The 19,887-nt window shown below is 47.1% G+C and carries 22 protein-coding genes, 1 tRNA gene and 2 pseudogenes; 7 read left to right on the forward strand and 18 right to left on the reverse strand.

The window, feature by feature from the left end:
* Positions 1–523 precede the first annotated feature (523 nt).
* Positions 524–2,110 carry a YifB family Mg chelatase-like AAA ATPase gene (locus DFP94_RS07665; protein ID WP_114495896.1) on the forward strand — a complete coding sequence of 529 codons (1,587 nt, stop codon included), beginning with the start codon at positions 524–526 and terminating at the stop codon, positions 2,108–2,110.
* Positions 2,111–2,480: 370 nt separating this feature from the next.
* On the opposite strand, the gene DFP94_RS07670 is transcribed toward DFP94_RS07665, so the two are convergent.
* The 7 genes from DFP94_RS07670 to rplS form a co-directional block, all read right to left on the reverse strand.
* Positions 2,481–2,963, reverse strand: a complete 483-nt coding sequence (locus tag DFP94_RS07670) for a YraN family protein (RefSeq protein WP_281269472.1) — start codon at positions 2,961–2,963, stop codon at positions 2,481–2,483.
* Complete coding sequence (locus DFP94_RS07675; RefSeq protein ID WP_114495897.1) at positions 2,956–3,261, reverse strand: EscU/YscU/HrcU family type III secretion system export apparatus switch protein; 306 nt, start codon at positions 3,259–3,261, stop codon at positions 2,956–2,958. The genes DFP94_RS07670 and DFP94_RS07675 overlap by 8 nt, the downstream gene beginning before the upstream one ends.
* The gene (locus DFP94_RS07680) at positions 3,258–5,300 is read right to left on the reverse strand and encodes a flagellar hook-length control protein FliK (RefSeq protein WP_114495898.1); all 2,043 of its coding nucleotides are present in this window, start codon (positions 5,298–5,300) and stop codon (positions 3,258–3,260) included. The genes DFP94_RS07675 and DFP94_RS07680 overlap by 4 nt, the downstream gene beginning before the upstream one ends.
* A gap of 61 nt (positions 5,301–5,361) precedes the next feature.
* On the reverse strand, positions 5,362–5,979 hold the full coding sequence (locus DFP94_RS07685; protein WP_114495899.1) for a ribonuclease HII: 618 nt from the start codon (positions 5,977–5,979) through the stop codon (positions 5,362–5,364).
* 307 nt (positions 5,980–6,286) lie between these two features.
* Positions 6,287–7,150, reverse strand: a complete 864-nt coding sequence (gene ylqF, locus DFP94_RS07695; protein ID WP_114495901.1) for a ribosome biogenesis GTPase YlqF — start codon at positions 7,148–7,150, stop codon at positions 6,287–6,289.
* 48 nt (positions 7,151–7,198) lie between these two features.
* Positions 7,199–7,822, reverse strand: coding sequence for a signal peptidase I (lepB, locus tag DFP94_RS07700; protein ID WP_114495902.1), 624 nt, complete (start codon positions 7,820–7,822; stop codon positions 7,199–7,201).
* A gap of 99 nt (positions 7,823–7,921) precedes the next feature.
* Complete coding sequence (gene rplS, locus DFP94_RS07705) at positions 7,922–8,266, reverse strand: 50S ribosomal protein L19 (protein WP_114495903.1); 345 nt, start codon at positions 8,264–8,266, stop codon at positions 7,922–7,924.
* A gap of 342 nt (positions 8,267–8,608) precedes the next feature.
* Between rplS and DFP94_RS07710 the strand changes: the two genes are divergently transcribed.
* The 5 genes and pseudogenes from DFP94_RS07710 to DFP94_RS07730 all read left to right on the forward strand — a co-directional run bounded on the left by DFP94_RS07710 (position 8,609) and on the right by DFP94_RS07730 (position 10,904).
* The gene (locus DFP94_RS07710) at positions 8,609–9,121 is read left to right on the forward strand and encodes a DUF3231 family protein (protein WP_114495904.1); all 513 of its coding nucleotides are present in this window, start codon (positions 8,609–8,611) and stop codon (positions 9,119–9,121) included.
* Between the two features lie 105 nt (positions 9,122–9,226).
* Positions 9,227–9,488: pseudogene (locus DFP94_RS25940) on the forward strand (hypothetical protein); the annotation flags it as partial.
* 33 nt (positions 9,489–9,521) lie between these two features.
* Positions 9,522–9,953, forward strand: coding sequence for an NUDIX hydrolase (locus tag DFP94_RS07720; RefSeq protein ID WP_114495905.1), 432 nt, complete (start codon positions 9,522–9,524; stop codon positions 9,951–9,953).
* Positions 9,954–10,321: 368 nt separating this feature from the next.
* The gene (locus DFP94_RS07725; protein ID WP_425459243.1) at positions 10,322–10,519 is read left to right on the forward strand and encodes a helix-turn-helix transcriptional regulator; all 198 of its coding nucleotides are present in this window, start codon (positions 10,322–10,324) and stop codon (positions 10,517–10,519) included.
* Positions 10,497–10,904: a DUF6442 family protein gene (locus DFP94_RS07730; RefSeq protein ID WP_245954606.1), complete on the forward strand. Its 408-nt coding sequence runs from the start codon at positions 10,497–10,499 to the stop codon at positions 10,902–10,904. The genes DFP94_RS07725 and DFP94_RS07730 overlap by 23 nt, the downstream gene beginning before the upstream one ends.
* Positions 10,905–10,982: 78 nt before the next feature.
* Here the strand turns inward: DFP94_RS07730 and DFP94_RS07735 are convergent, their stop codons facing one another.
* From DFP94_RS07735 to DFP94_RS07760, 6 genes are all read right to left on the reverse strand, one after another.
* Positions 10,983–11,513, reverse strand: a complete 531-nt coding sequence (locus tag DFP94_RS07735) for a DUF4368 domain-containing protein (protein WP_114495908.1) — start codon at positions 11,511–11,513, stop codon at positions 10,983–10,985.
* A gap of 63 nt (positions 11,514–11,576) precedes the next feature.
* Positions 11,577–12,605: a recombinase family protein gene (locus DFP94_RS07740; RefSeq protein WP_114495909.1), complete on the reverse strand. Its 1,029-nt coding sequence runs from the start codon at positions 12,603–12,605 to the stop codon at positions 11,577–11,579.
* Between the two features lie 126 nt (positions 12,606–12,731).
* Positions 12,732–12,977: a hypothetical protein gene (locus DFP94_RS25435; RefSeq protein ID WP_114495910.1), complete on the reverse strand. Its 246-nt coding sequence runs from the start codon at positions 12,975–12,977 to the stop codon at positions 12,732–12,734.
* A gap of 215 nt (positions 12,978–13,192) precedes the next feature.
* Positions 13,193–13,783: an RNA polymerase sigma factor gene (locus tag DFP94_RS07750; protein WP_114495911.1), complete on the reverse strand. Its 591-nt coding sequence runs from the start codon at positions 13,781–13,783 to the stop codon at positions 13,193–13,195.
* A gap of 511 nt (positions 13,784–14,294) precedes the next feature.
* Positions 14,295–14,882, reverse strand: a complete 588-nt coding sequence (locus DFP94_RS07755) for a TetR/AcrR family transcriptional regulator (protein ID WP_114495912.1) — start codon at positions 14,880–14,882, stop codon at positions 14,295–14,297.
* Between the two features lie 23 nt (positions 14,883–14,905).
* Entirely contained in the window at positions 14,906–15,727 is an 822-nt protein-coding gene (locus DFP94_RS07760; RefSeq protein ID WP_245954672.1) for a class I SAM-dependent methyltransferase, read from the reverse strand.
* A 656-nt stretch (positions 15,728–16,383) separates the two neighbouring features.
* On the opposite strand from DFP94_RS07760, the gene DFP94_RS07770 reads away from it, so the two are divergent.
* Positions 16,384–16,460, forward strand: a tRNA-Pro gene (locus DFP94_RS07770).
* 307 nt (positions 16,461–16,767) lie between these two features.
* On the opposite strand, the gene DFP94_RS26270 is transcribed toward DFP94_RS07770, so the two are convergent.
* From DFP94_RS26270 to rimM, 5 genes and pseudogenes are all read right to left on the reverse strand, one after another.
* Entirely contained in the window at positions 16,768–16,890 is a 123-nt protein-coding gene (locus tag DFP94_RS26270) for a hypothetical protein (RefSeq protein ID WP_281269473.1), read from the reverse strand.
* A 121-nt stretch (positions 16,891–17,011) separates the two neighbouring features.
* Positions 17,012–17,356 (reverse strand): annotated as a pseudogene (locus DFP94_RS26470) (glycosyltransferase); the annotation flags it as partial.
* A 316-nt stretch (positions 17,357–17,672) separates the two neighbouring features.
* Positions 17,673–18,374, reverse strand: coding sequence for a class I SAM-dependent methyltransferase (locus DFP94_RS07785; RefSeq protein ID WP_114495916.1), 702 nt, complete (start codon positions 18,372–18,374; stop codon positions 17,673–17,675).
* A gap of 159 nt (positions 18,375–18,533) precedes the next feature.
* Positions 18,534–19,340 (reverse strand): tRNA (guanosine(37)-N1)-methyltransferase TrmD, encoded by an 807-nt coding sequence (gene trmD / locus DFP94_RS07790; protein ID WP_114495917.1) that lies wholly within the window; start codon positions 19,338–19,340, stop codon positions 18,534–18,536.
* A gap of 1 nt (position 19,341) precedes the next feature.
* Complete coding sequence (gene rimM / locus DFP94_RS07795; RefSeq protein ID WP_114495918.1) at positions 19,342–19,860, reverse strand: ribosome maturation factor RimM; 519 nt, start codon at positions 19,858–19,860, stop codon at positions 19,342–19,344.
* Between the last annotated feature and the right edge of the window lie 27 nt (positions 19,861–19,887).

Below are 19,887 nucleotides of genomic sequence, written 5' to 3' on the forward strand. Positions count from 1 at the left end.
GGAATCCTCCTATCAACAGGCGGTATTAGAAGTAGTGCTAGTTAGATTAAACCTAAATAATTGTATCATGTTTTTAAAACGCTTTCCTTAAAAAGTTCATGATTTATACACAACTTTTTTGTATCGTTTTCATCTCAATCCGAGATGGATTCAGCTATTTTTGAAACCGGATCCCTTAATATTGCCTAAGCAACTCGTTCATGAAATTTCGTGTCACACAGTAAAAAATTTGTCTTTATCTGTAATTCACATGGTGACCCTCTAGTCAACAAATAATATCAATTTGCGATAATTTTCTGCAACGCTATCCTCTCTTAACCATGTGCTTTCATTTAAATCAATGTGAACAAAACGCTTGCATTTCGCATTATGTATATGTTTCCGCTCAAAACTATTGACTTTTCCTGGGTAACCTTCTAATATACGGACCAAGAGCATGACGGAAAATTCGGAAGCACCTTTTTTCCACTTGAACGGCTGGGACATTTTCCCGCCGAAACCATCGGAAGAGAGGTGTTTTCTTATGTACGGAAAATTGTACAGCGCTTGTTTATACGGGATTGATGGCGTATTGATTGAGGTAGAGGTGGATTTATCTAGCGGCATTCCCCAAACCCATTTGGTCGGTCTTCCGGATTCCGCGGTTCGGGAGGCCGTGGACCGGGTCAGAGCTGCGCTTAAAAATTGCGGCTATACCTTTCCGCTTCAGCGGGTCACGATCAATCTCGCACCGGCCGATCTTAGAAAAGAGGGTACAGCGTTTGATTTAGCGATTGCATTAGGCCTATTAACCTCCAGCGGCCAGGTCGTTCTGCCGGAAGAAGAAAAGATTCTAATCATCGGGGAATTGTCACTCGAAGGAGCCCTGCGACCTGTGCCGGGTGTGCTGCCTATGGTAGATTTAGCCCGTCGTCAGGAATTCAATGCAGTGCTCGTACCGGAAGACAATGTTCCTGAAGCTCTGCTGCTGGATGGAATTAGAGTGTACGGACTCAGCCATTTAAGCGAGCTATCTCCGGATCGGAAATCAGCACCGGGCAAGAATGAAACGGTCGTACTAAAAGCTCTGAACCATTTGCAGCGAAAAAAAACTGCAGCCAGCGACCTCGCCTCCCCCGGTCATACCATAGCTCCACCGGAAAACTACAGCGATGTACTTGGACACCGCCATATTAAACGGGCGCTTACGATCGCAGCGGCAGGAATGCATAATATCATGCTGATCGGACCTCCCGGAACCGGAAAAACGATGCTGATCCGCAGGTTGCCGACTATTCTTCCTCCCCTGACCGCAAGCGAATCTTTGGAGGTCACCAATATCTACAGCGCAGCAGGTAAATTAAAGCAGTTCGAAAGCGGCTTGATCACGAAGCGCCCTTTTCGTTCCCCGCATCATACGATTTCAGGCGGCGGCCTGATCGGAGGGGGAAGCATTCCGAAACCGGGCGAGGTCAGCCTCGCTCATCGCGGTGTGCTGTTTCTGGACGAGCTGCCGGAATTTTCGCGCCAAGTGCTTGAAATGCTGCGTCAGCCGCTGGAAGAGCGGATCGTAACGATCAGCCGCTCGCGGGCTTCCTTCACCTTTCCGGCCCATTTTTTGCTGGCAAGCAGTCTAAACCCTTGTCCTTGCGGATTTCTGGGTTCCGAACCCCCTCAGCCAACCTGTACCTGCACCCCTTTTCGAATTGCTCAATATCGCGAAAAAATCTCCGGTCCACTGCTGGACCGGATCGACATGCATGTGGAAGTTCCGCGGCCGGAAAACTGGATGAACGACCTTCAACCCTTATCCTCAGAACGGATGAGAGCCGAGGTTGAAAAGGCTGAGCAAATCCAGCATTACCGGTTCCGCGGCCAAAGGATATCCCGTAACAGCGAGCTGTCAGGCAGCACGTTGCGACGACTCGCCAAGCTTCATCCGGATGCCGGGAAATTGTTAAAATCATCCTTCGACACCCTTGGCTTAAGCATGCGGGCTTATGATCGAATCTTAAAACTGTCGCGGACCATCGCCGATCTGGAAGCATCCACCGATATTCTCCCCGGCCATGTCGCCGAAGCGATCCAATACCGCCATCTCGACAAGCGGGGGCATAGCTTTTCACTCTAACTGCCCAAAATACATAGAAAACCCGCGAAGGCCTTACTTGCCCAGCGGGTTTATTTATGTATTGATGGAGTCCGAGTCCGATGTCCTTCCACCGTGGATAAATCATCGAATTGTCTTTTAAAAGGTGGACACTTTTCTGAAAAAGAGATAACATGTTCCCAAATGAACAAGCACAAAATACAGAGCATTCGCACTTGCATAAACCTATATATAGATTTATGAACAATTTATCCATCTACACATCTTTGTCCACTTTTAGGTGGACATTTTAAGGATTTTGTCTATCTGAAGCGCACAGTAATGAAGTAACTACGTAAATTTTACGGTTCCGGTTCTTCCGGGTTTAAACAATCTGCAACATGCCGGTTTTTTAAAATGCAGCGACTATATGTTCAAGCGACTCTGAAAAGAATTCGGAATCCCCATGAGATCGCATGACGATCCCGATCATATCGAATCGTATTTTGGCATCGAGTTTGGAAGTAAGGTGCAAATAAACTGCAGCCGTATCCCTTACTTGTTTGATCTTGCGGGGAGTGATCGATTCGGCTGGCGTGCCGAATGCAGCACTATGAGCGCTGCGGCTGCGCACCTCCACAATAACTATAATATCGCCTTGCATGGCTATAAGATCCAGTTCGCCGGTACGGCATCGCCAATTGCGCTCCACAATTTTATAGCCCTGACTCTTCAAATAATCCTCCGCGACTTGTTCCGCCCACCGTCCACGGGCTTTCCTTCCGTCCTTGGGACGCTTGTTGGACGATGCAGGGGGGTTGGCGCATGCGGGATCCTTGACGGATTCGTTAAACCGAGCGGAAGCAGCGGATTTACGCAAATCATGATCAGTCAAGCTCCATCCCTCTTTCCGCCAGTTTATCGGAACGATAAATAAAGCTTAAAATTTCCGCTACCAGGGTATACAATTCCGTCGGGATCTGGCGGTCCAGATCGAGTTTTGATAACACTTCAACCAGTGCAGCGTCTTCCTGAACCGGAATGGCATGCTCACGGGCCAGGTCCAATATTCTCTCGGCGAGATGGCCGCTGCCTTTAGCGGTCACCACCGGAGCCTCATTTTGCTTCGGATCATACTTCAAAGCGACTGCTTTTTTGTATGGGACGGGGTTCTGACTTTCTTTTTCGCTCATACCCTGTAATCCACCCCTTTATATGGACTTGGCGCATAGGATAGCGATTGCCCTAGCTCATGGCCTGCAGTCTCTTCCGATCCGGCCGTAATTAGCGGCTCCGCCTTCAAAGACAGTAGCCTGTATCCCGCGGTTTCTAAAGCAAGCTCAATTTCGGACTGCCTGGATTCCAAAAACGCCCCGGCAATTTCCTGCTCACTGAATATTTTGAGCAGCACTTTTTTATCTGCTACCTGTACGTCAACCATGATCTGACCCAGCGCTTTCATCTGCAAGTCAAACCAGAGTCTACAATTGGCTGCGTCGAGTTCGCCTTTCCGGCCGCGTCGGGATTCGATATGGACTGAAGCGGTCTGTTCGCCGTCCGGACCGATAAAGGGCAGAAACATCGTTACCTGCGCAAAAGGCGTGGTCCGGTCCGTAGTCAAAAGCAACTGTTGACCGGTCAGTTGATGAATGATTTGTCTAGCCGCCTCCTGAAGCGGGGCGGGCAGATCGTCCGCCGCTGCGATTTGTAGCAGCAGGCCTTTTAACGTTTCGCGGGCGGCATTCCCGGCCGCGACGCCGGTCTCTGGCGCGACGTTCTCCGCCAGCGCTGCTGCGGACAAGGCCGCCTGTGGCGCTGCCTTGTCCTGGTGGGCGGCATCGGCGGTGCTTAGGCCCGCCGGTCCGCCTTGAGCGGGCGCGGCTGCACCCGCTGCGTCGCCGCGAGGCGGCGGTGTCTGCAGGGCGGCCTCCAGCACGCTGCCGGGCAATGCTCCGCCGCCGGGCACCGGCGCTGGCGTGAGTGCAGGCGCCGCTGCCTGCGCGCCCCCGCCGCCTCCGGCGGGCGGCGCGGTTGGCGCGGGCTCGCCGGAGCCGCCCGCGCGCAACACCTGCTGCTCGTGCTCCGCACCGAGCAGCTTCAGCACACGCCCCACCCACGACTCCGTCATGGGGACGGGGCGTACCTGCGGCGAAGGCCCTGCGGAGCCTTCGCCCGGCAATGTCTTCGCCGCCAGCTCAGCCGCAGCCCCGGCGGCGGTTCCCTTCGCTAGCGCCTGCTCGCTGGCGGCTGGCGTCCCCGTCGTCCCGCTTGCTGCCGGGGACGACTCGGCGGTTGCCGTGCCTTCCGGCAGCACGGCCCCCTTCAGTTCGGCGATCACCTGTTGCAGCTTAATTAACAACTGATCATTCACTTTGTTGCCGGACTGGGTCAATAACTGCATAACAGACTGTCCGGCTCCCGCCGAAGAATTTCCCCCTGTAGCGGCTGCGCCGGCAGCTTTATCAGCCGTAGTCATTCCGGAAGCTTCCGCGGCCGCCTTCTCCGCAGCTCCCATGTTCCCGGCACCTCCTGAAGAGGCTGCCATACCGCTGGAAGCCGCCGTCCCATTTGAACCTGCTGAGACCGTACCGGCTTGTTCCTTGCCACCCGGTGCGGGACTTCCCGCCGCACCTTCGCGCTGAACCCACGCACCTAGCTGTTCCTCTAATGAGGACAAAAGCGTGTGCAGCGGAGGACCAAAAACCGCCTGATGCAAGCCTGTTACGGTTTCACCCGTCAAAGGCAGTCCCCGGTTCATCGCAATGCTAACCGCGTGAATCCACTCCGGCATCGGTACTGACGACGGTTTCTGTGCATTTAAGTTCAGCAGCTGCGCCACATTTTCTTTGGTCAGCGGTATGCCGTTTGTTTGCATCAATTGAAGCATTTCACGGTTTCCCGGCGTATTATCCAGCCCTAATGTTTCCAACATATTTGCTAAAGTGGCAGCCGATAAGTTTCCTGACGGAAGCGATTGAACCGGCTTGAGCTTTATCAGGCCGTCTTCACTCTGCGGCTGCACCTGGAGCAAAGTCGTTTGCCCTTCCTGAAGCGGTGTTTCCAGGGCCGCATGCAGCTTAACGCCCTGAACCTGAATTACCGCCTCCTGTCCGTCTTCCGATACGCTCAATACCGTGCCCCGGACTACCTGCCCCGCCTTTAACTCGAGCTTTTGGGGCGTCCCGGGTCGGGCATCCCCCACCACACTTCGAAGTAATGGTCCGATATTCATGATTCTCTCCCCTCCGCCCATCTATTGATATGGAAAACCCGCCTTCTTCAGGCGGGTTATTTTAAAACAACGTCTGTTCCTCTATAAACAGGTTGCGCATAAAACTTTTCCGGTGCATCGATGTCGGCCCCAGCGCCAGAATCTGCTCGCGGTGAAGCTTCGTGGCATATCCTTTATGTATCCCGATTCCATACTCCGGATAAAGCGCATCCCATTCCCCCTGGCAAAGCCGGTCCCGCGTAACTTTGGCTACGATGGAGGCAGCTGCTATAGATTGGCTTGTAGCGTCTCCCTTGATCACCGAAAGCTGGGGAATGTTCATATCTACCTTCTCTGCGTCTATCAGCAAAAATTCCGGTATAACGGCAAGCTGCTCTACAGCCTGCTTCATTGCCAGGCGAGTTGCCTGTTTAATGTTAATTCGATCTATGGTAGCCGCATCTGAAAACCCGATGCCAACTGCAACAGCCTGTTCCAGGATGATGTCATACAGCATTTCACGTTTCTTCGGACTTAATTTTTTGGAGTCATTTACATCCTCCAGCACCAAACCTTGCGGCAAAATTACAGCTGCCGCCACCACGTCGCCAAACAGACATCCCCGTCCCACTTCATCGATTCCAGCGATATTTCGGTAAGTCTGCCAGTACTCTTTTTCATGCATTAACAGATCACTCATAATGCCTCCTTCAATACCATTACCTTCTTTACAAGCTTACTTTTCTTGGTCGTTTTTATCAAGTACACCCGGATTATCCAGCCGATAATTCCTGGAATGGAAAGGACACCATGGATTCTGTTCATCGAACTACTATTATTATCGGCATTTGGGCTCCGTTTTGAAAGTATGCCGCCATAAAAAATAGCAAGCCCCACGAAAACAAAAAAGAGCATGAAATCCGTCAGGATTCCTTGCCCTTTTGGTTAACCAGAACCTTATCTTCCTGGCTTGACTGCTTGTCGAGCTCTCTGAGCACCGCTTTTAATCAATAAGGAGCCTCCAAAGTGTATCTGCCCAGTTTTCCTGCGCGAAGCTCGCGAAGGAGAATCCCTGAAGCCTTTTCAAGATCGACTCGTCCTCCGCTGACGATACACCCTCGCTTCCTGCCGATTGCTTCCATAACGGCTACAATCTCATCCGGATTTTCAAAATCCGTGGGCTGATCTTTTAGATCAAACCGCTCCCTAAAGGGCTCCCAATAATACTTCACCAAATATTTCACGCCAAAAAAGGCGATATCTTCAACGTTCAAAATTTCCTCGCGGATCGCTCCCGTCAATGCCAAACGGTACCCGACATTCTGGTCTTCAAACTTCGGCCACAATATCCCTGGGGTATCGAGCAATTCCATCTCCGTGCCGACCTTAATCCATTGCTGAGCTTTGGTCACACCAGGACGGTCGCCGGTTGCGGCGATATTTCTTCCCGCCAAGCGATTGATCAGTGTGGATTTGCCGACGTTTGGAATACCCACGATCAACGCCCGTACAGCACGTGGATTAATCCCTTTTGCCAGCTGTCTTTCGATCTTTTCTTTCATTAACTCTTTGGCCAATAAAGGAATTTCCTTAATGCCCTGGCCGGTGTACGCATCCACTTGGATTGCCAGATGGCCTTCTTGTTTAAAGAAATCAATCCACTGCCGCGTTACCGCCGGATCGGCAAGATCCGATTTGTTCAGAACAATCAGACGCGGTTTTCCTTGCAGGATCTCATCGATCATCGGATTTCGGCTAGATAAAGGCAGACGCGCATCCACCAGTTCGATTACCACGTCAATCAGCTTCAGTTTCTCCTGAATCTGGCGCCGTGCCTTCGTCATATGTCCGGGAAACCATTGAATTGTCATACTATATCCCCTCTAGCTCCCGATTAGGCATCCCAACCGGATGTCTTTTTAATGTTTAATGAATTCGATATCTTTCAACGGCCAAAATACGAGATCGGCGCGGCCAATGATATCCCCGTAAGGCACATAGCCGATTCTGCGGCTGTCCGTACTGTTCGAGCGGTTGTCACCGAGCACGAATACATAGCCTTCCGGGACCGTATCGTCCGTCACTTGCTCATTCGGAAAATTTGCTTCCGTATTATATAGTTCATTATTATTGTGCTTCTCATTCAACACGTCTTGAATGTATTTTTCTTCAATCCCTTGACCGTTCACCGTAACCGTATCGCCCTCAACTTTAACCGTATCCCCAGGAACACCAATAACACGCTTAATAAAATCGCGCCCCTCGGAAGGTACATGGAATACGACGACCTCCCCATGCTTTGGACCGCGAATATCATAGATGATCTTGTTTACGATGATTCTTTCTCCGGTATGAAAATTCGGCTGCATCGAAGGACCGTCCACAATAAACGGAGCGAAGAAAAGCCAGCGAATCAGGAGAACCAATACAACAGCGATAACGATGGCTTTTAGCCATTCAAGTGTCTCGCTTTTTTGTTTCTTGGGCGGGTCCTGCGGGGAGTCCGACTGGACCGATTGCTCGGATAGAACTTGATGCTCCATGGATCCTGACCTCTCTTTGTCAAGTAATATGTAACGAATCGCTGTTTTTAAAAATAGTAAAGGGGCTTGATCAACCAAGCCCCCCTGATCGTTAATGAATTAACGACGCACTTCTTTAATTCTCGCTGCTTTACCGCGAAGTTCACGAAGATAGTACAGCTTCGCACGACGCACTTTACCACGGCGAGCCACTTCGATTTTATCGATTTTCGGAGAATGAAGCGGGAAAGTTCTTTCCACGCCTACACCGTTCGAAATTTTACGAACTGTAAAAGTTTCGCTGATTCCTCCGCCACGACGCTTAATAACAACACCTTCGAACAACTGGATACGTTCACGAGTTCCCTCGATAACCTTTACGAACACTTTTAAAGTGTCACCAGGACGAAAGCTCGGAATATCTTTGCGAAGCTGTTCTTGCGTAATCGCTTGAACGATATTCATCTAGGACTCCCTCCTTCCACTCAGGTGTTCATGCCTCTTCCGGAAAACCTCATGTTCTCCCTCATCATCCGCAGCGGACCACCGAATTCACAACAAAAAGAATTTTATCACATTTCCCAAGGCATAGCAAGGTAATTATGCGCTTTGAAGCAGGGGGATACTTCATTTCGCGCTATGATTATGGATTGCTTTCTAACTATAATATAACCTACTTCATCAATTTATTAAGCATCCATACACAATAGACTACTGCGGTCTTCGATCACTTTCTCGTTGATCATACATTAATTTAATTTTTCTGGGCATTATACCGTCGTAATTAACTCAAAAAGGAGCGATAAAATGGGTGTTTTAAGCGGTAATCCGAAAAATGAACCTATGCACTATGGCGAAATTTTTGGTGTATGGGCATTCTCCCTAGGAGCCATTGGCGCCGTATCTTGCTACCAGACATATCTTAACCACGCTGGTGATAATGACCTAAAAAAAATACTCCATGATTTAATTGATCAAACTAAGCTAGAGATGAATGAGTGCAATGAATTGCTCTCTGACAACGGGATACCCTCTGCTCCGATTTTGCCCGATAAGCCTCCCGTAAAAATTGAAGACATTCCAGCTGGCGCAAAGTTTACCGACCCTGAAATTGCGGCTAAAATTGCGGCAGATACTTCCGCTGGGTTAGTTGCGTGCAGTCAAGCTATGGGACAATCAATTAGGGAAGATATCGGCGCCTTGTTTGCTAAATATCATCTCACAAAAGCAGCTTTAGGTCTCAAAATACTGAGGCTGAATAAGGAAAAGGGATGGCTTATCCCTCCTCCTCTTCAAGTAAAGAGACCTGAATCAGAATAAGAAGTCGATTTAAATCCTGCTCATTCGAGCAGGATTTTTTTATGGATTAGGCTTTGTTAAACAACCTTAATGTTGGTGTATGTTTGGGTTCGTTTTATTGACGGAAAACAAAAACGTATCAAAGGCGTGTACCCTATCCAAAACGTAAACAACTATCACCGCCGCTTGAAGAAATGGATGAACCGCTTTAATGGTGTTGCAACCAAATATTTGTAACAGCAAGGAATATGAGAATACCTTATCGAATAAAAATAATAGTTGGTTAAATCGTGCCTGTTTACTGTCACAGACACGAACACAAAGCTTCGGCTTTCTGCTTATTCTTGTTAAGCTAACTGGCAGTTTAATTGCATGTAGGAATATGTAAAATGACTATTTCAATTTTTATGGGGGTATAGGAATGTCAAAAAAGCCAGTAGGAGCAGCGGCTGTTATTACGGATTCAAATGGACGAGTTCTTCTAGTGAAGCATAACTACGGAAAATACAATTGGGAACTTCCTGGTGGGTTATCAGAATTAAATGAGTCGGCAGAAAATACTGCAAAGAGAGAAGTTCTTGAGGAAACAGGTCTTGAAGTTGCTGTCGAGCGATTGACCGGCGTCTATTATGAACCTACTTATGATATGCACCACTTTGTTTTTACTTGTAAGTTGGCCGAGAATCAACCACCACAGCCCGATGAGGTGGAAGTAACAGAATGTAAGTATTGGTCTTTAACTGATTTACCTAGACCTATTAGTGACTTTACAATAGCACGTATACAGGATGCACTGAACACTGACGTTAATCGACTATTCCATGTCATCGGACCTAGACAGTGGTTTGAATAATATAATATCTTCCAATAACCATTGACTGGGAACGATAGCTCTATTAACCGCCTTTTCACAAAGGCGGTTTTCTTATGGTCACAAATCAACATTAGAATTTAACATAGCCATTGATTGAATTGGCGGAGACCGTCTCTTAAGTGTTTAGTTCCATTTCTCTTCCGGTCGGGAATGTCTAAAAGTTCCCCAGCAAGCATAGGAAGAGGGTCCCCACATCTGTTTTCCCGTTGATATTTAGCGGATTGTTGCACATTTTCAAGGGAAACATGTAAAGCACGCTTTACATTCGAATGAGCGATTGTTATCCCAAATACGGAAAGTAAACTTTCCATGAAAGGAGAGGTAATTTAAAAAATCATCTGGAAGAATTGAGAAAAAGCAGAGGGATCAAGCAGGAGGATTTAGCCGCAGCATTAGAAGTATCAAGGCAGACCTTAGGTTCCTTAGAAAATGGCAGATACAGTCCATCTATTCTTTTGGCTTTTAAGATAGCACGATATTTTGAAATGAGTATTGAGGAAATTTTTATATATGAGGAGGATCATGATGGAGAAAAAAACTCTTGATCGCTTTGCTGTGATTATGGGTATATTGCTGCTAGGTGTTGGACTGTCTCTATTGAAATTGATTGTCGATCCACAGGGCATATTGCTTGTATTGCCGTATGTTTGCATAGGTTTGGGATGCGGTATGTTCGGACATGGGCTTGGAAATGTAATGAGCCGCAGAGTAGCAAAAAACAACCCGGAACTCCAAAAGCAAATGAAGATAGATAAAAATGATGAACGCAATGTCGCTATTTCAAATAAAGCGAAAGCTAAAGCATATGATATCATGCTTTACGTTTTTGGCGCTTTGATGGTTTCTTTCGCACTAATGGGCGTGGATATGATTGCTGTTCTCCTGCTGGTCTTTGCATATTTGTTTGTTGTTGGTTTCTTCATTTATTAGGACAGTGTCCTAAAGGAAGCATAAACTCATGGCGGGCGGCGGCGTTATTGAAACGGCACTCGGCCCAATATTCAGTTTTTACGCCCCTAAACCCATCAGGGAGTGGCGGTCAACCGCGCCCACGTTGTTGTAGATGATTTCTACTTTTTGGCGGCGGTCGCCCCGCGCCTGTTCCGGCTCATGGACGATAATACGGTCTATAAATTCATGGACGATTGCCGGGGTTAATTCTTCGATTACGGTGTATCTCCGCACCACGGACAAAAACCTGTCCACGTTGACCGCTTGGCTTTCCTCGGCGGCTATCTCTGTTTCCAGAGAAGCGACGGCTTGCGTCAATTCGGCCTGTTCCGCTTCAAACTTCCCGGACATTTTCTCGTACCGCTCGTCCGTGATTTTCCCCGAAACATTGTCCACATACAGCCGTTCAATCAGCGTATCCAGTTCAGCAATACGGCGGCGGTGCTTCTCGGCGGTTCGTTTCTTCGCCGCCGTATCCCGCTTTTGCTCCTGCGCGCTCCTGTCCATCACAAGCTTTGCAAACTGCTTTTCATGCTTGGGAATGTACCGCAGGAGTTGCCGCAGTTCTTCCAGAACAAGCTGTTCCAACTGGCTTTCCCGGATAAAGTGGCAGGTGCATTTCCGGTTTCCCTGATACTGAACGTCCTTGCGCTACTCGGAACAACTGTAAGAACCCTCATAGCGCGTTCCCCATTTGTTCTTTATTGACCGGGTATAGAAGTACAGCTTTGCGCCGCAATCGGAACAATAGGCCACGCCGGAGAAAAGGCCGGGATTTCCATAGCGCGGGGCGCGGCGCTTATGCTGTCGCATACTGCGGACAATATCCCATGTTTCCGGGTCGATAATGGCAGGGTGGCTGTCCTCAAACACAAGCTGTTTTTCCGGGGGATTTAAGCGGGGGCGGTTGTCCTTGTAGGATTTCGACCATGTTTTGAAATTGATGGTCAGCCCCAAGTATTCCGGCGCGTCCAGTATTTTATGTACCGTTGTGGTGTTCCAGAAATACGGGTCTTTGCAGGACCGGGCTTTCTTCACAATCCCATGCTCGTATTTGTAGCCGCTCGGATTGAGAATGTGTTCCCCGTTGAGCAATCGGGCAATCTGCGCGGGGCCGTAGCCCTCCACGGACAAGCGGAATATCCGGCGCACATTGGCGGCGCTTTCCTCGTCAATGACAAGCTGTTTCGGGTTGTCCGGGTCTTTGCGGTAGCCATAGGGCGGGATAACGGCAAGGCGTTCGCCGCTCTTGCCTTTGGACTGCCACACGGCACGGATTTTCTTACTGGTGTTTTTGACAAACCATTCATTGAACAGGTTCATCATGGGGGTAAAGCCGTTTTCCCCGCGCGCCGTGTCCACGTTGTCATTAACGGCAATCAGACGAACGTCCTTTTCTGAAAATAGGATTTCCGTGTATAATCCTACTTTCAGATAGTCGCGCCCGAAACGGCTCATGTCCTTTACAATGACGGTTGCAACTTTCCCGGCTTCCACATCCTCAATCATTTGAGAAAAGGCGGGGCGTTCAAAATCGGCCCCGGAATACCCATCGTCATAGATAAACTCGTAAGGGGTAAAGCCGTTTTCCTCGGCGTATTTGGTGAGGATTTTGCGCTGATTGATAATGGAATTGCTGTCCCCGGCAAGCTCGTCCTCATGGCTCAATCGTCCATACATTTTTCATTTGGCTGTCTAAGCATTTGTAACCTCTCTTTCCGACAGCCAACAGACGGTAATGTATACTCTAATTATACCGTTTTTACCGCCTGTTGTCATGGTTGTCGCGGTGATAAGTTGCCTGCTTCAAGCCCTGTCCGGCCTGTCGGCATCATATTGAACCAGACGGGCAAAGGTGGAAACAATATCGCCCTCCTTGCCCTCCTTGCCCTCCTTGCCCTCCTTGCCCTCCTTGCCCTCCTTGCCCTCCTTGCCCTCCTTGAAGCGGGAGGACACAAGGAAAGTGGTATTGCCGATTTTTCTTGTAGTTGTGCGTTCCGGCTTGATATTGGAAGTGGTATTGATATTTTCATTCTTGATGGTTTCCTGCATAGTAAACTCCTTTCCGGGACTTCGGGCCAACTTGGCCCGAAGTGGAATTGTACGGCTGACGCCGTTTCCGTATCGGCGAGTTTTCATGGAATGTCTATACACAATGCAATGCCGGGGCCGGAGCGGTCATATACTTCCTTGAAGTATATGACCCACTCTGACACTTTCCGCTTCGCGGCAAAGTGTCCCGTGGGCTCTCCGAGGGGGAACGCCGCCTATGGGCGGGTTCCGGCCTGCCGCAAACGGTCTTGCTCCCGCAATCCCATTTCCAACAGGCCGAGAAAAAGCGGGGCGTGGCTTGTGGCCACACTCCGCTTTTTCGTAGTGCACCGCTGATTCGCTATGAGCGAAAGCGGCAGCACAAAAGCAAGGGGGTATTCCTTAAACTGCTTTACCTCTTTCTGCTTTCCCAAATGCTTGAGCGCGGATTTAATCGAACCGCTTATACTTCCATCGGTCACTCCTTCCAGTCTTGCAATCTGGCTATACCGCATACCTTCAAAATAATACAGCTTCAATCGGCGTTGCTGTGCTTCAGTCAGAGTATTAAGGGCAGCAGTCAGCATTTCTTCCGCTTCCTTTTTGATATAGGCTTCCTCTGGCGTTTCCGGCTTGATAACGCACTCGTTTGCAATGCCGTCCTCCATATCTAACGTGTAATGCGCTTTATAGCGGTAAGTACGCCGCTTGTATGCGGATTCCTGACGGTCAGCGGCTTTCATGGCTTCCAGCATTTCTTCCGTGATTTCCACGAATATATCTTCCTTGCACCAGTAGTAAAGGTCTTTCAAATTTACAGTTATCATGATAATCCTCCATTCGATTTTTAGGTTTACGGGCTTTCAGAATCGAATGGAGCAGGGAGGTGAACGACAACCGGGGTAGTAAGGCACTTCGGGCCAAGTTGGCCCGAAGTTGCATGGGGACTTGTCCCAAAGGTCAGCAAATAAAAAGACACCTATCCGAGAAAAAACTCGAACGGTGTCGTATGGGAAATGGGCGCAGTTGCCACCCGTTTTTTGATGTGTATTATTGAAATTATATTGCCTTAGAACATCAGCTATGCCAAGCCGTCACGACAAGGTGGCGGCCCCTCCAATGCATGAAAAAGCGACTTTGGATACATGAAGCACCTCCAGTCCAAAGCCGCCTAGTCGAGGATGGGCGCACTTATTACGCCCCCTGTTTATGCTTTTTCAAAAGTAAAACAGCGGCCTTGATTTCGATTTCAAAGCCGCCGTTTAGGCATAACTATTTACTTGCTAAATGACGGCTTTTTTTATATGTCATTTATCAAGCTTAATTCTACATATCCTTCTACTTAATAACAATTTGGCTAACAACACCACGCAAAATAATATTGGTCACAGTAGATTGTATTTGTTCTCCTTGGTCGCGCAGATACATCCAACTATGATAGATAGCCTGAAAGGCATGGGATACTGTCTGAATATCACAGGAAAACCGCACACCATGATTAAGTAATGCTTGAGCGGCATCAAAATTTTGTTCACGAAAAGCAGATAACCGTTCTTTTGAAACCTTACGGGCAATGAGTTCTATAGTAGCCGTATCCATATGAATTAAAACAGGATATTGAAGTATCATTTTGCTCATAGCCTCAAATACCTGCAAAACACGCTCTTCGCTTGATGAATCTGAATTGGAATCCAAAAGAGTATTTAGTTCTGCAAAGATTGTCTGCTGTATGTTTTGAACGATGTCTAAATACAGATATTCTTTGCTTTCATAAAACGTATAAAAGGACGCTTTTGCAATTCCAGCGGCTTTTACCAAATCATCAATTGTGACTTTTTTAATTCCATGTGTTAAAAAAAGTCTTTCTCCCTCCGTGAGGAGTTTTTCATTTATCCTCTTCTTTTCGTTTTCACTAAAACGCGGCATATTCACCACCTCCTTGTATTTACTTACTGCTTAAACTGAATGTGTAGAATTTGGCTTCTGTTTTTGGTTGCAGGCAAAATATTCAGTAAGCGAAGGATCATAGGCTGACGCTCTTTTAAAAGATTTCCCGCACTCCATGACTGGATTAATTCAACAGCTGGATGTAGTTTCTCAATCTCTTTGGCGTTGTTGATCCCCCACAAAAAAGTGCTGCTTATTTTTTTATTGATAAAATAGCTGTGAACAACATCAAAAAACATATGCGCTCGCGGAAATTCACGCGCTAAAAGCGTTAGTATTTTGGACACATCATTTTCTGAAAAATACATAAGCAGACCCTCGGCTATAATAACAACCTTGCTATTTTTGTCAAAATGAATTTGTTCTGTCCATGTTGTATCCAAAACAGATTTAGGTATCGTTTGAATTCGCTCATTTTCAGAAAAAAACTGACTCCTAAATTTAATTACATCTGGAAAATCAAGATCATACCATTTTAAAAGACCGTTATCCACTCGGGTGATCCGTGTGTCTAATCCCGCACCTAGATTGACAATCGTTGCATTTTTATCTTGAGAAAGAATACGTTTCACCTCATCATCAATAACCTTTGTGCGCGATAGAATGCCTAATGTTGATATCATACCCCCATCTGTTATTTTATCGTCCAGATTTATTGTTTTAAGGATTTCCACCGATTTTTCATCTGAAATGATAGGGTTATCCCTTGCCGTTTCTGTAGCACGCGCTACCAAAGGTATAAATAATGTTTCGGATATTGGCAATAAATTATTGCTGTTTTTTGTTTCCACCATCTTCACTCCAATTCTTAAAATTTGTACCACAGACAATGCAATTTTTCTGCCCGGGTTTCACTTGATTATTTCCGCAAGTCTGACACTCGAATAAGCCGTTTTTTAGCGACAGGCGAGAGTGGGAGTTAGCTCTATAGTATTCGTCCATTTTTTTGTCTTGATAAAGCTCAATCTTCAGTAAAACAAAAAGGAATAGGAGAATTATAACGCCCATTATCAGAGAGATCTTTGTTGTTAACTGAAACTGTATTTGATTAGTCATTTTCCAAAGGAAATGACTAATAGACGGTACAATAATTAAGCAAATTATCGCACTGCGGAGTATCTTGTGACCGTAATTGATAGAGTTTATTTTTTTCATTATCAAACCTCATATATACTAAATAAATAATTTAGTATATATAGTATACTTCTTGAATTGATAGTTGTCAAGGCATTAACGCTGTGAATTATACATCTCTCCGTCTGTTGGCTGTCTATCTCGTTATTTTGGTGTTCGGTAGTTGCTTCCTTATGGACACTGCCCATTACGTCAGTAAATATAATAAGGAAATGTAAGTTATGATGCACGGTTTTCTATTGCAGGGGTGTGCGCCTATCCGGTATAATATGGATATCGCCATCAACGAGCGTCGGAACTACGCTAGGTAAAACATTGAAAAGTGCGGTTAAATGCATACGTTGATCGGGGTATGGCGCAGTTAGGTAGCGCCCACCCTTGGGGTGGGTGAGGCCGTGGGTTCGAATCCCGCTACTCCGACCATTTAACTGATATTAAGAGGTTGCCGGATCGGGCGGCCTCTTTTTTTATTTTAACGATAAGAACGAGTAATTAGATGCTTTAGTCAGCCCATTAATGATTCTATGAGATAGTAATAAAGCATCAAACATAAAAAAGATGATTCCTGAACGAATCAGAAATCATCTTATTTTTCATCATCATATACCACTGATTTTCCCAAAACTAAACTTACTCGTTCGGTAAAATCTCACTTAATAACTCCTGTTCCAATTCAAGCGGATCAATCAAATATCCGATCATGATGTTAACCTCCTTGATGAGAGTGGAGTTAATGCCGTCCGGCATAAAATTTTAAAATATCATCGACAGTCAATATAAGTTCATCATCCCGCTGCATGTCATCCTGCCGGGGCTCCAGTTGTTGTTCCGATGGTTCTAATTGTTGTTCCATTACCTTTCTTGCCTCCTACGCCAATCAAACGGATTGTTGACCTTGCTATCTTTTTATTACCCAAATTCTTATTAACTGCACCTTTTTTCAGAATAAAAATGAAGTAAAACTAGCAATATCGGGTATGTTGTAGGTTTCCCCAAACCTCAAGATATTCATTCACCGCGCCGATCCAGCGAAATTGATTCGTCCTTTTAACAAGACGGTTTCTTCTCAGATTGCTCGTTACATTTCCGAATTCGTCGAATGCCAGATGAGATATTCCATAGAAACCTCAAAAAATATCATCCTTGGTCGCTAAACTGAAAACAAGATTTCTTGCAGCCGCAAAGTCATCGATCCATATGAAATCATGCACCCGGTCCGTTTATTGAAGTGCCACTGCCTTGGTTTGATCCGAAGAACCCGTATCGACAATAATGATTTCATCCATATTATCTGCTACCGAATCCAAACACCGCTTCAATTAGGCATGATCCGTCACCTCTAACCAATTTTTATAAATGAAAAGCCATGTTAATTCCAACATATTCCCCGGATCTAAATACGTGTAATATTCGCGCTGTCTGGCCCCCCCGTCACGGCCCCGCTGAATCGGAGCCACATGGTAGGTTAGCTGCCCGGCAATCCCGACACTGGGGTCCCTTTTGAAACATACCATTAGGCCGCCAAACCTTGATTAACCCCGGCGTTTTGTCAACTCCGGCTGGTTTTTAGTCAGAATTACGATGGAAGCAAACGCCATTTTTGCTTACTCCTTTCAACAAATCATAGTGCTGTTCCTATTGGCCTGAAGTATCCAAAATATAAGTCAGTATTCCCCTCAGAGGTTCCGAAGAAGGAATAATGACGCCTAACCCGTTATTCGAAGACAGTTCGTAATAACTGAGAGGTTGTTGTGCTTCCTGCAAAAAATCCTCGATCGCCGTTAATACCCCATTACGCGGGCCATGCTCCCGAACGGCATTGTGAACCATATTATTTAGACCGCCTTGTTCCAATAAACCCTCAAAGCCCGGTTCCAGTCCTTTTTTCTCGCAAGGCTGCCGGTAAGCTTCCGGAATGGTTTCGGGAGCGTAGTACATATCCCTTCTTGCATAGGGCCAACCCGTATCATGAAGAACCGTTACCGGAAAAGGTTTGCCTTTCTCCCTCGCCATTCGCTCTACAAGTTTTAGTTCATGATAAACCGTGTACCAATTGTGATCGCCATCGATGAGTATCATGTCATAAGCGCCAATCTGAGGTAGGGCTTCAATACTTAACAACCTCCTTAGACTTAAGGTTTCTCCGTAATAGCTTTTCATCAGCTCGGTATCGTATAACGGAGCAGGATCGATAACGACACATTTTGCTCCGGTATAACGGCAATAATCCAGCAGTTTAAAGGTATTTAAACCTGTAAAAGAACCAACTTCCACTATGACTCTAGGCTGAAGCGCTAATACCAAAGGCTTGATCACCTTTTCCCAAAATCGATGCATCCGCCACCTCCATCTGCATATCTTAAACGCCACTGATCCGCCCGTGAAAAACAGGAAATATCATTATCGTATGTGACGTTAACTACGTCCTATTCCCCAAAAACGCAAAAAGAACCGCAGCCATACGCCGCGATTCTTCCAATGATCCAACTGACTAATTCAATTGTTTCGCTCTGTTTCAAACTCTTTCAACCATTTGGCATCCTGGGAAGTTAACTCCAAAGAATTCAGCAAGTCGGGCCGACGAAGCCAGGTGCGGCGTAATGCCTCCTTGCGACGCCAATCCGCCACGTTAGCATGATGGCCGCTCAATAATATGTCCGGCACTTTCCACCCGCGGAATTCCACGGGCCGGGTATAATGCGGATATTCCAGCAGTCCCGTGCTGAAGGAATCGGTTACCGCACTCATCTCATTGCCTAGCACGCCGGGCAGAAGCCGGGTAACGCTATCGATCATGACCATCGCGGGGAGTTCTCCCCCGGTCAGTACGTAATCGCCGATCGACAATTCGTCGGTCACCAGATGTTCCCGGATTCGCTCATCGTAACCTTCATAGTGGCCGCAGATGAATATAAGATGCTCTTCGCCTGCAAGTTCTTCTGCTTTGCGTTGAGAAAAGGGTTCCCCTTGGGGGCACATAAGTATGATGCGAGGTGCACGCTGGGTCGGCTCAATCACCGATTCGCCGCTACCGGACGAAACCGTGGGGAGCTCTTCTGAACTTTCTTCCGTTTTGCCAAGCAAGTCCTCGACTGCCCTGAAAATCGGTTCCGCCTTCAACACCATACCGCCTCCTCCGCCATAAGGCGTATCATCGACGGTACTATGCTTGTTCCCCGCGTAATCCCGGAAATTAACGGCGTTTAATGAAACAATGCCTTTCTCTTGGGCTTTTCCGAGAATGCTGCTATGGAATACGCCGTCAAACATTTCCGGAAACAGGGTTAATACATCTACGCGCATGTTACAACAGCCCTTCCATCAAATGAACCTTGACGAGCTTGGCTTTTACATCCACATCCAGCACGACGTCATCGATGACAGGCAGCAGCAGTTCTTTGCGCGTCGGGAGTTTAACTACCCACACATCATTAGCACCGGGACGTAGAATTTCTTCGATAACCCCGATTTCGTCGCCTTCTTCATTCACTACGCGACAACCGATAATTTCGTGAAAATAATACTCATTTTCCGGCAACTCAACACTGTTTTCCTTGGATACCTTTAATTCGAAACCTTTAAACTTTTCAACTTCATTTATATTTTCATACTCATCAAATTTAACAATGTACATCTGCTTATATGGACGTGCAGTAGTAACAGTTACCGCGATCTGATCGCCTCGTTCCGGATGTATCATCATCAGCTTTGCCTTCGGCGCAAAACGCACCTCCGGAAAGTCGGTTTGAAGCAACACTTTCAATTCACCACGAATTCCGTGTGTATTCACGATTTTTCCCACAGACAATAATGACTCCGACATAACAACCTCCCGACACTTGTTAGGCTT

Source organism: Fontibacillus phaseoli (assembly GCF_003337355.1).
Lineage (GTDB): Bacteria > Bacillota > Bacilli > Paenibacillales > Paenibacillaceae > Fontibacillus > Fontibacillus phaseoli.

What these genes read in the sequence shown, in the direction of transcription:
- DFP94_RS07665 (WP_114495896.1), top strand. Translation starts at nt 524, where the DNA reads ATGTACGGAAAATTGTACAGCGCTTGTTTATACGGGATTGATGGCGTA.
- DFP94_RS07675 (WP_114495897.1), bottom strand. Translation starts at nt 3,261, where the DNA reads ATGAGCGAAAAAGAAAGTCAGAACCCCGTCCCATACAAAAAAGCAGTC.
- DFP94_RS07680 (WP_114495898.1), bottom strand. Translation starts at nt 5,300, where the DNA reads ATGAATATCGGACCATTACTTCGAAGTGTGGTGGGGGATGCCCGACCC.
- DFP94_RS07685 (WP_114495899.1), bottom strand. Translation starts at nt 5,979, where the DNA reads ATGAGTGATCTGTTAATGCATGAAAAAGAGTACTGGCAGACTTACCGA.
- ylqF (WP_114495901.1), bottom strand. Translation starts at nt 7,150, where the DNA reads ATGACAATTCAATGGTTTCCCGGACATATGACGAAGGCACGGCGCCAG.
- lepB (WP_114495902.1), bottom strand. Translation starts at nt 7,822, where the DNA reads ATGGAGCATCAAGTTCTATCCGAGCAATCGGTCCAGTCGGACTCCCCG.
- rplS (WP_114495903.1), bottom strand. Translation starts at nt 8,266, where the DNA reads ATGAATATCGTTCAAGCGATTACGCAAGAACAGCTTCGCAAAGATATT.
- DFP94_RS07710 (WP_114495904.1), top strand. Translation starts at nt 8,609, where the DNA reads ATGGGTGTTTTAAGCGGTAATCCGAAAAATGAACCTATGCACTATGGC.
- DFP94_RS07720 (WP_114495905.1), top strand. Translation starts at nt 9,522, where the DNA reads ATGTCAAAAAAGCCAGTAGGAGCAGCGGCTGTTATTACGGATTCAAAT.
- DFP94_RS07730 (WP_245954606.1), top strand. Translation starts at nt 10,497, where the DNA reads ATGATGGAGAAAAAAACTCTTGATCGCTTTGCTGTGATTATGGGTATA.
- DFP94_RS07740 (WP_114495909.1), bottom strand. Translation starts at nt 12,605, where the DNA reads ATGTATGGACGATTGAGCCATGAGGACGAGCTTGCCGGGGACAGCAAT.
- DFP94_RS25435 (WP_114495910.1), bottom strand. Translation starts at nt 12,977, where the DNA reads ATGCAGGAAACCATCAAGAATGAAAATATCAATACCACTTCCAATATC.
- DFP94_RS07750 (WP_114495911.1), bottom strand. Translation starts at nt 13,783, where the DNA reads ATGATAACTGTAAATTTGAAAGACCTTTACTACTGGTGCAAGGAAGAT.
- DFP94_RS07755 (WP_114495912.1), bottom strand. Translation starts at nt 14,882, where the DNA reads ATGCCGCGTTTTAGTGAAAACGAAAAGAAGAGGATAAATGAAAAACTC.
- DFP94_RS26270 (WP_281269473.1), bottom strand. Translation starts at nt 16,890, where the DNA reads ATGGAACAACAATTAGAACCATCGGAACAACAACTGGAGCCCCGGCAG.
- DFP94_RS07785 (WP_114495916.1), bottom strand. Translation starts at nt 18,374, where the DNA reads ATGCATCGATTTTGGGAAAAGGTGATCAAGCCTTTGGTATTAGCGCTT.
- trmD (WP_114495917.1), bottom strand. Translation starts at nt 19,340, where the DNA reads ATGCGCGTAGATGTATTAACCCTGTTTCCGGAAATGTTTGACGGCGTA.
- rimM (WP_114495918.1), bottom strand. Translation starts at nt 19,860, where the DNA reads ATGTCGGAGTCATTATTGTCTGTGGGAAAAATCGTGAATACACACGGA.